The sequence below is a fragment of the Prevotella vespertina genome (assembly GCF_009728485.1).
Taxonomy (GTDB): domain Bacteria; phylum Bacteroidota; class Bacteroidia; order Bacteroidales; family Bacteroidaceae; genus Prevotella; species Prevotella vespertina.
Genome location: NZ_VVIQ01000002.1, coordinates 1 through 12,080 on the forward strand (window position 1 = coordinate 1; position 12,080 = coordinate 12,080).

Consider the following 12,080-nt stretch of genomic DNA (forward strand, 5'->3'; position numbering starts at 1 on the left):
TGGATTCTCTTGTTTTTTTTTGCAACACTAAGATAAGTGAAAATTCTGACATGGCAAAATCCTGAGCAACTTTTTGTTGCTCAGGTACTTAAAAAGTTTAATTTATAATAGTGTTGCGGAATTAAGGGTATTTAAACAATGAGGATAATTAATGATAATTAACCAAAAAGACCTTTGTAAGCTATGTGGAGAGCTTTTAATTCTTAGTTTAAGCACATGTGGTTGCCTTAGAGAATGTATTAAGAAATTATCTAACAATTAATGACTAATATAACGCTAAAATCTCCCCTCTTTTATATCCAATATACAGGGTCAATGAAAGAAAGGTTTAAGAAAGAGTAAAATTACGCTTATTTTAATAGTAAATACTTGTTTATATGAATGATGATGATTATCTTTGCAGCCGGTTCAAAGGTTACTTTACTTCTGAATTATATGTACGAATGAATGATATAAACTGATTAAAGAAAGATAAATAAGGATAAATTCAAATACAACAGATATAAGAACAAAGTTAGTCAGTCTGTTTAATTGTGATATAAACAAAGGCAGTGTAGTAGCAAGAAAAGCGCAAGTAGTTATTGCTAATCACGCTTTAAGATATACAGGTTAGTTTTTTTAAAGGTAAAGGATAACACACTTGTTCTGGTTTTATGACGATTAATAAAATATGACCAGAAGCTTACAGTCCATCCTGATTCCATGTGAGTGGAATCAGGATTTTTGCTTTCTTCCTCTCTCCTACCCCTCTTCTCATTTTTCTTCTTTGCTTACAAGCAATGAAATAGTATATACTTTTTTATATTGGAGATGGTTTTTTTTCGTGAAAAGTTTGGAGATTTACGTTTAAGTCTATACTTTTGCAATCCGTCTGAAGGGCTTTTATCCATGCAGATATGCCAAAAAAACAAATTGATAGAGTAACATATATATGAAGCGACAAGGACAATCATTATCATTAAAGAATCTTACGAAGAGTAATGTTTGGGACATTCAGGAAAGCGATGTCTTCCGCCTTTGGGCGCAAGCAGAACGTGATGCAGACTTAAAGGATAACGAGCATCACTATATTGACGTGCTTAAAAGTGCCTTCACTATAGAAGAGGTAAAGGTAGATAAGCCTGAAGTTATAAAGAAGTATGAGGCTCGTGGCTGTCAAGTAGGTACGATAAGACTTGATGAAGGTACTGTTGTGAAGTGGGCATTGAAGAAGAAACCAATCCTTCGAATCACTGATTTGACATGGGAGAATATACATCATATATCTGCCCAAAAGCTCATTGAGGTGTTAGAACGTAATTTTGGTGGTGGTTGGGAAAGTCTCCCTCAAAGTGTACAAGACATAATTCAAAGTGGATTTGATATTAGTACAACTACCCTTCCTACTGATCGTTTAAAGAAGCCAGGAGGTCTGTATGATAAAAAGACTGCTGATGGTTTTGAAGTATTGGAAATATCAAAGGGTTCATGGACTGAGGCTATCTTTGCAAAAGAAAAGCCTATGGCAGCTGTTAATCACATTAAGTTCTCTCAAGCAGACGAACTAGAGAGTGATGAGGAGGAATTTGATAATTATGATGAAGATGAGGACTTATCAAAGGATATAAAGTCATCAGATGAAGAGGATGATAACGACTTTGACGATGATAAATTGACGGAAGAAAGTTATCGTACAACATTCGATACGAATCCTGAAGAGCTGGAAATACAAGCAGAAGAAGTTGGAGAAGAAGATGACTTTTAAGTTCTCTCCACCTTATTTATATAATGATAAAACAAAAGAAGACCTTATTGAAGCGAATTCAATAAGGTCTTCTTTCTTTCTGTTTGTAATATTCTACCTTAATCTTGTTGGCATTTACATTAACTTCAAACCTGCTTCTGTAATGCCCAAATCACATGTCTAGACTCTATTAGCTACGTTTAATCTTACGAGCAAGAGCCTCACGACGTGCATTCTGAATCTGTAGGAAACGAGCATCCATGCTGCTATCGAATTCCTTGTTCATTGCAATAAGCTTGTCCATAATCTATTTGTTATCTTAAACACAACGTGCTGCAAAGATACACTCTTTCAATCAATTAGCAATAAACAAACCTCATTTTTTATCGACCAAGATTATATTTTTGATGATTGTCAATCATCTTGATTAAAATCAATAATACTGGATTAAATCTATAAATCAAGTAATATTATACCAATATGTAGGCTAATTGTCGTACCTTTGCAATGAATTTCGAGTTAAAATAAGTAATAACAGCAGAGCCAAAGGGGCTTCTGCACAAAGAAGAAAGGAAAATATTATGTTAACATTTGGTATTGTAACAATCGTTGCAGCACTACTTGCTGAGGTTTTAATTGTTTCTAAGAAGATTAATCTTGACTAGCAAGAGTAAAGGAGGAAGAAATCAAGTAAATAGTCATATACCGCTACATTATAGTGAGCTGGTTGATGATAATAAGTTTAAGAGCCGATACATTAATTAATGTGTCGGCTCTCTTTTTATTAAAGTTATATGAAATATCAAAGAATATCAAGGTCAGCTAGTGCCTTCTTTGCTATCATCTCCATCTCATTACCTAATTCGCAGAAACTTAAAACACAATTAAATGCAGCGTGCTTCAGTGCTATATTTTCTCCAGCAAGAGTTGTATGAGCTTGATCGAGGAACTCATTAATACCTCTCTCATTTGGTTCCATGCCCTTTGCAAATAGTCTTGCTAATAATTGATAACCACAGAGTTGATACATATCCTTGTCTGATGCTATCCATTGATAAGCCAAAGCTGGAGCAAAGTTGAGGTGTTGAAGAAGGTTGAAAGCCAATAGTTCTGCCATTTCTTGTGTTCGTAAGCGCTCCATCCACACGTCTACTAAATCTTCCGACATACGTTCTGCAGGCATAATTAGCGTTGCTAGTACTTGACACTCACGTATATCTTCTTTCCAAAGTTCAATGGCAAGCTCATAATCCTTACCATATTCCAGAGCCATCTTTTGTAGTTCCGGTACTGGTACGCCCCAGTTTATTTTATATGATAGTCCTTTCTCACGCATTGATTGTGATGCTACACCATTCATCAATAGGCGGAAGGATTGTTTAATTTGCATTAGTTTCTCGTGTGTCTGATCAGTCATCATTGTCTTATTATATAATATGTATCGGATTAAACTTTTGTTCACTTCATTGGATATAGATATCCAATCTCAAATTAAAGCTCTACAAATTTACAAGAAAAAAAGCAATTATTAATTATTTCTTCTTCGTTTTTCTCATAGTAGATTCAGTTCCTATTGTTCTCTAAAAAGCCCAATATAGTTTTAAAAGTGGTTGCTGTCACTTTTAATATATGCATCAACTGTATTATAATCAACACCTTATGAATGTAAATGGTGTGACAGGGATGACAGCAAAAATAAAGCTCTTAATTTGCACCCAACGTTTATTTCTATTTATCTAGTCCTAGATTGAGCATATTCATGTTACTTTATCGCACTTGTGTTTATGCCTAGCACCATACGTGTTTACCATCAACACGATCTCATTGAATGCTCTTCTCAATCGTAAGTATAGGTAAAGGGTGTAACAAATAATTGTTACACCCTTTACCTACTCACCTTTCAATGAGTGATTGAGCTTGACTTTTGGGTTGCCGCCTCACGGCGTCACCCAATCATCTTGCGTCGTTGTTATCCTTTAATCAATCTTATTTATTACCTTAACTAAACCTATCAACTATAATCCTGAACAATCTCTTTTGCTCTACCTTAATACTAAATAACTAAAAACCTAAATCTATTATTACTAACCTAAACAATCTATTTTATTTCTTTTGACGATGCAAAGGTACAATTGTTTGCGTACACAACAAAATAAATCGACGTTTTTTCTTTAAGAACTTGCATTTATTGATATGAATCAATAGGTTTTACATGAATATTAAAGAATGATACCTTGAAAGCAACAAATATCCATTTCCCATGAAGCCTAGTAGAACCTCACTTCTGTAATAATCATAGAACCAACTGCTGCGTTGAGTTTCTTCACCAGTTCTGACTGCATCATACTAAGATCAGCACGTAAGGCTGGGTTGATAATCTTCACGAATAAGGTTTGATTGCGTATGAATTTCTCTTGTGTATAACGTGCGACAGTCTTACCCGCAACCTCCTCCCATGCATCAATAAGGCGTTTTTGTAAGAGAGGTGCTTCGAGTCCTTCCTTCCTTAAGACCTGATTAAGTAAGGTGTCCAAAGTCTGTACTTTCCGTCTGAACATAGCTTTATTCCTTCTTCTCTTTTATTTCTCCCCCTTCAACGGAGAATAATTTATAACTAAAACTACTTCCATGAAGAATCTTATCAAGGTGGTCACGATTGGTATCAGTGATGAATATCTGACCGAAATCGTCGCCTGAAACCAAGCGAACAATTTGCTCCACCCTGCTGCTATCAAGCTTATCAAAGATGTCATCAAGCAATAATAAAGGTGTATTATTTCCTGATGTACGACGTAAGAAGTCAAATTGTGCCAGTTTTAAAGCTAACACATAAGTCTTATTCTGCCCTTGACTACCCTCTCTTCGAATAGGATAATCTCCTAACTTCATTACCAAATCATCCTTATGCACACCATGTAGTGAATAGCCCATAATGCGATCCTTTGCTCGATCACGCTGTATAACATCTAATAATGAGCCACGTTGGCAATGCGAAACGTACTCTAATGACACCTTTTCTCGGTTCTCACATATAGTTTGATAAATGCGTTGAAATACTGGAGTAAGCTCTTCCACAAATGCAGCTCGCTTCTTATAAATAGCTTCCCCATACTCTGCCATTTGCATTTCAAGCAATTCCATGAGTGTTGCATCAGGCTCCTCCTCTTGTTTTAAGAGTTTGTTACGTTGTTGTAAAGCTTTATTGTATCTGTTAAGGTCTTCTATGTAAGGTGTATCATATTGAGAGATAACAACATCCATAAGCCTTCTTCGTTCTTCACTTCCACCATCTATTAAGGTTGCATCAGCTGGTGAAACGAATATAAGAGGAACCAAACCGATGTGCATCGAGAGGCGTTTATATTCCTTTTTATTACGTTTGAAATGCTTCTTCGAGCCACGTTTCATACCACAATAAACCTGTTCTTTGTCTTCACTATCAGTGGTGTAATCACCTTCCAATACGAAGTAATCGGCCTCATGACGCATCACTTCAGAGTCCTTCGGATTAAAGGCACTCCTGCAAAAGGATAAGTAATAAACAGCATCCAATAGGTTGGTTTTACCCTCACCATTATGCCCTATGAAACAATTAAGCTTTGCCGACAAGTCTAAGGTGGCTGCTTCTATATTCTTATAGTTTATGATAGAAAGTTTGTTTAATTGCATCTCCTTTGTCTTTAATCACACTCTTCTTTCCTCTTATCAATCATCTGCAAAGTTACCCCTTTTCGTATCAATAAAAGAAAAAAGTCGTTGATAAATTTCAATATATCCGACTTTTTCCGTACTTTTGCGACGCTATTATGCACACATATAATATATAAGAAAGAAACAAAACATCATAACTTAAAATGGCAAACAACAAAGAACAGGGTACTTATGAAAATACCCTTAACAATTCTGAAGCCGCATTCTTGAAGTATAAGAAGCAGATTGCTATTGCAGTCATCGCTATTATTGTAATCATTGCGGGTGTTATCCTTTATAAGAATTACATCTCTGCTCCACGCGAGGCAGAGGCTAGTACTGAGCTTGCAAAGAGTCAGACATTCTTCAATGCACAGCAGTATGACAAGGCATTGACTGGTTTTCAGAAGGTACAAAGCGACTACAGTAACACTGATGCAGGTAATCTTGCTAACCTTTATGTGGCTCTTTGCTATGCACATCAGGCTCAACCAAACTGGGCAAAGGCTTTGGAAAATGCAGAGAAGTTTGATACTTCTAATGATGAGATGATTAGCCCAGCATCACAGATGGCTCTAGGAGACATCTATGCAAACAATAATCAGCTTGACAAAGCTGTTGATTGTTTCAAGAAAGCTGCTGACATGGCTAACGCTCAGGCTGAAGACAACATCAACCTTACCATTGCTCCACTAGCACTCCGTAAGGCTGGTATCCTATTGGAAAGCCAAGGTAAGAAGGCAGAAGCACTTGATATCTATAAGAACATCAAGAAGACTTATGTCAACTCTCCTATCTTCCAGGATATTGACAAGTACATTGAACGTGCTTCTAATTAATCTGTAGCCATGTCAACAGAACTTCATCATCTATCAGACTACAACGAGCAGAATGTTCCAGACGCTAGTAATATGTGCTTTGGAGTTGTCGTTGCAGAGTGGAATCCAGAGATTACTGGAGCATTGCTTGATGGTACTGTACGTACGTTGGAGAAGCATGGTGCTATCCCAGAGAACATTCACATCAAGACAGTCCCTGGTAGTTTTGAGCTTATCTATGGTGCACAACAGATGACAAAGAACGATGGCTTTGATGCTATCATTATCCTCGGAAGTGTCATCAAGGGTGAGACTCCTCACTTCGATTACATCTGTCAGGGGGTTACTTATGGTATTGCACGTTTGAATGCATCGCAGAATATTCCTGTTATCTATGGTCTTCTCACCACAAACGACTTACAACAAGCAAAGGACAGAAGTGGCGGCAGACTTGGTAATAAAGGTGACGAATGTGCTATTGATGCTATTAAAATGGCTAAGTTCTAGGTATTTTAGTTAATAAGAAATATTGGTTTAAAGGCAACGGAACGTGGGATTACACCACTATCTGTTGCCTTTTTTATTTGTGTTGAGGTCTACTCATTATATTCTCATTGCTCTTTTTGTGGGGAGTGAGATATTTTTTTGTATATTTGTAATCGATATTCACTCTTGTTGATTACCGACTTTTTATTTCTAAGTAGCGTATAATTCTAATTACCCCAATTAAAAACCTATATATGAAAAAGCTGTTGTTTATTACGCTTGCAGTGCTATCTTGCATTACGAATATCGATGCTCTGGTCGTAAAGAATCCCGTTGATTATGTTAATCCATTGGTAGGCACTGCTTCAAAAAGCGAACTATCAACGGGCAACACCTATCCCGCTATAGCATTACCATGGGCAATGAACTTTTGGACAGCACAAACAGGAAAGATGGGGGACGGCTGGACTTACGTTTACGGAGCCGACAAGATACGTGGTATTAAGCAAACGCACCAACCCAGTCCATGGATAAATGACTATGGGCAGTTCGCTTTCATGCCCATAACAGGCAAGAAAGTGTTCGACGAGGAAGGGCGAGCTAGCTGGTTCTCACATAAGGCGGAGACTGCTACACCTTATTATTATAAGGTCTATCTAGCCGATTATGACGCAACGGTAGAGCTTTCTCCGACTAGCAGAGCAGCCTCTGTTCGTGTCACCTACCCCACTACTAGCGAGGCTTACTTCCTTGTCGATGCTTTCGATAAGGGCTCTTCTGTGACGATACTACCTGACAAACGCACCATTGTGGGCTATACTACAAAGAACAGTGGTGGTGTTCCTGATAACTTTAAGAACTACTTTGTTCTCCGTTTCGACCATGATTTCGTTTATAAAGGATGCCTTTCTGATGGTAAACTAATCGATAATCAGCTTTCTGCAAGATGCAATCATGCGATGGCTTTTGTAGGTTTCCAGACCAAGAGGGGCGAACAGGTAAATGTGCAAGTAGCCTCTTCTTTCATCAGTGAAGAGCAAGCCTTTCGTAACTTAAAGGAGGTAGAAGGAAAGTCTTTCGAGCAAGTAAAGGCTGAAGGGAAAGCTGAATGGAACAAGGTGCTAGGGCGCATTGAGGTGGAAGACAATAATGTGGATCACCTCCGCACATTCTATAGTTGTCTTTATCGTTCCGTACTTTTCCCTCGTTCCTTCTATGAATTTGATGCCGACGGAAAGCCCATTCATTATAGTCCTTATAATGGAAAAGTACTCGAAGGATACCTCTTCACCGATACAGGATATTGGGATACTTTCCGTTCATTGTTCCCCTTGCTCAACCTTATCTACCCTTCTATGAATGAGAAGATACAGGCAGGTTTAGTCAATGCTTATCGTGAGAGTGGATTCTTACCAGAGTGGGCTAGCCCTGGACATCGAGACTGTATGGTGGGCAATAATTCTGCTTCTGTGGTGGCAGATGCCTATATCAAGGGACTTCGGGGTTATGACATTGAAACGTTATGGAAGGCGGTTGTGCATGGAGCTAACGCCGTTCACCCCACTATCAGTTCGACTGGGCGCAAGGGATTTGAGTATTACAATCGTTTGGGATATGTGCCTTATGATGTTGGTATCAACGAGAGTGTAGCACGCACCTTGGAGTATGCTTATGACGATTGGTGTATCTATCAGTTGGGATTAAAGCTAGGGAAGAGTGCCAAGGTACTGCAACCTTTCAAGGAGCGAGCCATGAACTATAAGAATGTATTTGATAAAGAGACTTGCTTAATGCGTGGTCGTAATGCGGACGGGAGCTTTCAGAAGCCCTTTAACCCATATAAGTGGGGAGACGCATTCACGGAAGGTAATAGTTGGCACTACACCTGGAGCGTGTTTCATGACCCGTCTGGTTTGGCACAACTGATGGGTGGTTACGATAAGTTCAACACGATGTTGGATAGTGTATTTAACCTACCGCCTGTATTCGACGATACCTATTATGGCTTCACTATTCATGAGATTCGTGAGATGCAGATAATGCACATGGGCAACTATGCACATGGTAATCAACCTATCCAACACATGATTTACTTGTATGATTATAGCGGTCAACCATGGAAGACACAGTACTGGATTCGTGAGGTTATGAATCGATTATATACAGCACAGCCTGATGGTTATTGCGGTGATGAAGACAATGGTCAGACTTCTGCCTGGTATGTTTTCTCGGCCTTAGGATTCTATCCAGTATGCCCTGGAAGTACGCAGTATATGATAGGAACACCCTATTTTCACAAGGCAAAAATACATCTAGAAAATGGTAAAATAATCACCATCAATACGGATAAAAACGATGATAATAATCGCTTCATACAGCGTATAATGATGAATGGTCAGCCTTATCAGCATTATTATTTGGAGCACAATAAACTAAAAGATGGTGTTTCTATCGATTTCATGATGGGTGATAAACCTTGTAAGTAATGTGCTGGTGAGAGAAAGAACCTAACTACATTCAAAAGACAAGAGCCTCCTCTGTATAGCAAAGGAGGCTCTTCTTGTATAAAGGAGAGCCTTGCTTCACAGCAAGGAAACGCCTTCTTTGTTTCAGATAAAAGTCTAATTTTGCTATGACAGATAGATTCATGTAGATGATGATACCCTTGTTTGTTCGCTCATACAGCCCTACTTCTTAACCAAATTCTTGTTTCTCTGAAGTTTTGTAGCTGTCCACACATTCGTAAAATTTGTGTGTTTTGTTATCAACATAAAACTTTTCTCATAAACAAAAAAGCCTTCCCTAATGTTAGGGAAGGCTTCTGGTTCTTTACTTAAATTAGATGATTAATTTATCCAACCATGCTTTTGAGATCCTCATCAACAGTTGTGATACCACCGAGTCCGAAGTTCTCAACAAGTACATTTAGTACGTTTGGAGATACAAAAGCAGGGAGCGTAGGGCCGATATGGATGTTCTTAATGCCAAGATAAAGTAGTGCCAAGAGAACGATAACAGCCTTCTGCTCATACCATGCGATGTTAAACTCGATAGGAAGATCATTGATGTCGTTAGCACCAAAGATCTCTTTTAGCTTCATAGCTACCACTGCCCATGAGTATGAGTCATTACATTGACCAGCATCCAATACACGTGGTATACCATTAATATCACCAAGGTTTAGTTTGTTATACTTGAACTTTGCGCAACCACTTGTTAGTATAACAGTATCCTTTGGGAGGCGACTTGCAAAGTCACAATAGTAGTCACGGCTCTTCATTCTACCATCACAACCACTCATCACAACGAACTTACGGATAGCACCAGACTTTACTGCGTCAACGACCTTATCGGCAAGTGCGAATACTTGTGCATGTGCGAATCCACCAATAATCTCGCCTTGCTCGATAGCAGTTGGTGCTTTGCAGGTCTTAGCAATCTCAATTACTTCAGAGAAGTCTTTGTGTCCGTTTGCATCAGCTGTAATGTGTTTCCATCCTGGGAAACCTGTTGCATTAGTGGTGAATACACGATCCTTGTAGCTTGCCTTTGGTGAAGGAGGTACGATACAGTTGGTAGTAAATACGATAGGACCATTGAATGTCTCGAACTCCTCCTTCTGTTTCCACCATGCATTACCATAGTTTCCAACAAGGTGCTTATACTTCTTTAATTGTGGATAGTAGTGTGCTGGTAACATTTCACCATGGGTATATACATCGATACCAGTACCTTCTGTCTGTTCCAATAATTGCTCAATATCCTTGAGATCATGACCTGAGATAAGGATTCCAGGGCGATTACCTACACCGATGTTAACCTTTGTCAGCTCTGGATTACCATATGTTGTTGTGTTTGCTTTATCGAGTAGTGCCATTGCATCAACACCATACTTTCCAGTCTCCATAACGGTTGCAAGTAGGGTTTCCATATTAGCATTAGGATTAGAGATAGTCGCTAAGGCCTTCTCTATAAAAGCGATGATTTCATCTTTGCGTTCGTTTAATCGGGATGCATGCTCATAATATGCTGCCATTCCTTTCAAGCCTAGAATGGTTAATTCCTTTAGTGAACGTAGATCTTCATTCTCGGTTCGTAGCACACCTTCTCGGTTACCTTCTGCCTCGTAATCAGCCTTTTCTCCACCCCATTTAACTTCTGGGTAGTCAGGAAGAGTGATGTTTTTTGATGCCGCAAGTTCGAGAAGCTCTCGTTTTAATTGTACTCCTTTATCTACCTTTGCCAATATTGCTTGATCATCAAAGTTTGCATTGGTGATAGTCACGAAGAGAGAGTCAACAATGTAATCACCCACCTCTTGGCTTGTTTCTATACCTGAATTACGAAGCGAATCAGCGATAGTTCCAATGCCACGAGTCACTGCTAGTAATAAATCTTGCCAACGACTTGTGTCTGCCTTCTTGCCACATACACCTTGAATAGTACATCCTGTACCCTTTGCTGTTTCCTGACATTGGAAACAAAACATCTTGTTCTCTGCCATTTTAAATTATTCCTTTGTAATGTTTTAATTTCGTTTTCGGTGGCAAAATTATAGACTAATTCATTCCTATTAGGTAACATTTGTGACTTTACAAGGTTAAAGTATATTAAATGTTAATCGTTCCTAATATCCCATATAAGACTTTTTAAGTGTAAAGAAGTACAATGAATGAAATAAAGGGGAACTCCCTATCACACAAAGATATGAGTTCTTATCATGTAAATATTTTATTCCTAAGCATGGAGAAAAGTTTTATAATAGTCAGAAAATGAACAACTAAGAGATGTTAAAAATTATACTTTGCACTTGACAATATTAATTAAATATACTATATTTGCATTGTAATAACATATTTGGTAACTAAAAATCCACGGATTATGGCTAAGTACAACTTAACTGAAAAAAAGGAGAAGATGGCCGCGTACCGTAGTTTGGTAAGTCCGCAATTGATGGATGAACTTAAGGAGAAAATTCTGAATATCATTCTAATCCAGCAGCGTTATAAAGACAAGAATTATTCTGCGAAACAGCTTGCTGAGGACTTAGGAACTAATACACGCTACATTTCTGCAGTAGTGAATGTAAGGTTTCACATGAACTATACATCGTTCGTTAACAAATTCAGAATAGAGGAAGCTATGGCTTTACTGGTTGACAAACGATATCAGGATCTCAACATGGAAGATATAAGTGACATGGTAGGATTTTCTAATAGACAGTCTTTCTATGCCTCGTTCTATCGTATTAATGGTGTTACTCCTCGTGACTACAAGATGCGTCATCTAGCCCAGCACCCCTCTGAAGAGATGCGATTAAAGAAACCGCTAAAGAAGTAAAAGGCGGTAAGTATATAATTAAG

General features: G+C 38.3%; 9 protein-coding genes. 5 read left to right on the plus strand and 4 right to left on the minus strand.

Features of this window, described 5'->3' with window-relative positions; genetic code table 11:
• Positions 1-931 precede the first annotated feature (931 nt).
• Positions 932-1,744 carry a hypothetical protein gene (locus F0475_RS01475; protein ID WP_155715084.1) on the plus strand — a complete coding sequence of 271 codons (813 nt, stop codon included), beginning with the start codon at positions 932-934 and terminating at the stop codon, positions 1,742-1,744.
• Positions 1,745-2,525: 781 nt separating this feature from the next.
• Here the strand turns inward: F0475_RS01475 and F0475_RS01480 are convergent.
• From F0475_RS01480 to recF, 3 genes are all read right to left on the minus strand, one after another.
• On the minus strand, positions 2,526-3,140 hold the full coding sequence (locus F0475_RS01480; RefSeq protein ID WP_155715335.1) for a DNA alkylation repair protein: 615 nt from the start codon (positions 3,138-3,140) through the stop codon (positions 2,526-2,528).
• 850 nt (positions 3,141-3,990) lie between these two features.
• Positions 3,991-4,281 (minus strand): DUF721 domain-containing protein, encoded by a 291-nt coding sequence (locus tag F0475_RS01485; protein ID WP_009435895.1) that lies wholly within the window; start codon positions 4,279-4,281, stop codon positions 3,991-3,993.
• A gap of 4 nt (positions 4,282-4,285) precedes the next feature.
• Positions 4,286-5,392, minus strand: a complete 1,107-nt coding sequence (gene recF / locus F0475_RS01490; protein ID WP_155715085.1) for a DNA replication/repair protein RecF — start codon at positions 5,390-5,392, stop codon at positions 4,286-4,288.
• Between the two features lie 185 nt (positions 5,393-5,577).
• Between recF and F0475_RS01495 the strand changes: the two genes are divergently transcribed.
• The 3 genes from F0475_RS01495 to F0475_RS01505 all read left to right on the plus strand — a co-directional run bounded on the left by F0475_RS01495 (position 5,578) and on the right by F0475_RS01505 (position 9,203).
• Positions 5,578-6,252: a tetratricopeptide repeat protein gene (locus F0475_RS01495; protein ID WP_009435904.1), complete on the plus strand. Its 675-nt coding sequence runs from the start codon at positions 5,578-5,580 to the stop codon at positions 6,250-6,252.
• A gap of 9 nt (positions 6,253-6,261) precedes the next feature.
• Positions 6,262-6,738: a 6,7-dimethyl-8-ribityllumazine synthase gene (ribH, locus tag F0475_RS01500; RefSeq protein WP_009435971.1), complete on the plus strand. Its 477-nt coding sequence runs from the start codon at positions 6,262-6,264 to the stop codon at positions 6,736-6,738.
• Between the two features lie 233 nt (positions 6,739-6,971).
• A complete protein-coding gene (locus F0475_RS01505) occupies positions 6,972-9,203 on the plus strand; it encodes a GH92 family glycosyl hydrolase (RefSeq protein WP_155715086.1) in 2,232 nt (743 codons plus the stop codon).
• 365 nt (positions 9,204-9,568) lie between these two features.
• On the opposite strand, the gene hcp is transcribed toward F0475_RS01505, so the two are convergent.
• A complete protein-coding gene (hcp, locus tag F0475_RS01510; RefSeq protein WP_155715087.1) occupies positions 9,569-11,221 on the minus strand; it encodes a hydroxylamine reductase in 1,653 nt (550 codons plus the stop codon).
• 377 nt (positions 11,222-11,598) lie between these two features.
• On the opposite strand from hcp, the gene F0475_RS01515 reads away from it, so the two are divergent.
• A complete protein-coding gene (locus F0475_RS01515; protein ID WP_155715088.1) occupies positions 11,599-12,057 on the plus strand; it encodes a helix-turn-helix domain-containing protein in 459 nt (152 codons plus the stop codon).
• Positions 12,058-12,080 lie beyond the last annotated feature (23 nt).

Excerpts from the sequence above, each read along its gene's own strand:
- F0475_RS01475 (WP_155715084.1), top strand. The coding sequence starts at position 932 with ATGAAGCGACAAGGACAATCATTATCATTAAAGAATCTTACGAAGAGT.
- F0475_RS01480 (WP_155715335.1), bottom strand. The coding sequence starts at position 3,140 with ATGACTGATCAGACACACGAGAAACTAATGCAAATTAAACAATCCTTC.
- F0475_RS01485 (WP_009435895.1), bottom strand. The coding sequence starts at position 4,281 with ATGTTCAGACGGAAAGTACAGACTTTGGACACCTTACTTAATCAGGTC.
- recF (WP_155715085.1), bottom strand. The coding sequence starts at position 5,392 with ATGCAATTAAACAAACTTTCTATCATAAACTATAAGAATATAGAAGCA.
- F0475_RS01495 (WP_009435904.1), top strand. The coding sequence starts at position 5,578 with ATGGCAAACAACAAAGAACAGGGTACTTATGAAAATACCCTTAACAAT.
- ribH (WP_009435971.1), top strand. The coding sequence starts at position 6,262 with ATGTCAACAGAACTTCATCATCTATCAGACTACAACGAGCAGAATGTT.
- F0475_RS01505 (WP_155715086.1), top strand. The coding sequence starts at position 6,972 with ATGAAAAAGCTGTTGTTTATTACGCTTGCAGTGCTATCTTGCATTACG.
- hcp (WP_155715087.1), bottom strand. The coding sequence starts at position 11,221 with ATGGCAGAGAACAAGATGTTTTGTTTCCAATGTCAGGAAACAGCAAAG.
- F0475_RS01515 (WP_155715088.1), top strand. The coding sequence starts at position 11,599 with ATGGCTAAGTACAACTTAACTGAAAAAAAGGAGAAGATGGCCGCGTAC.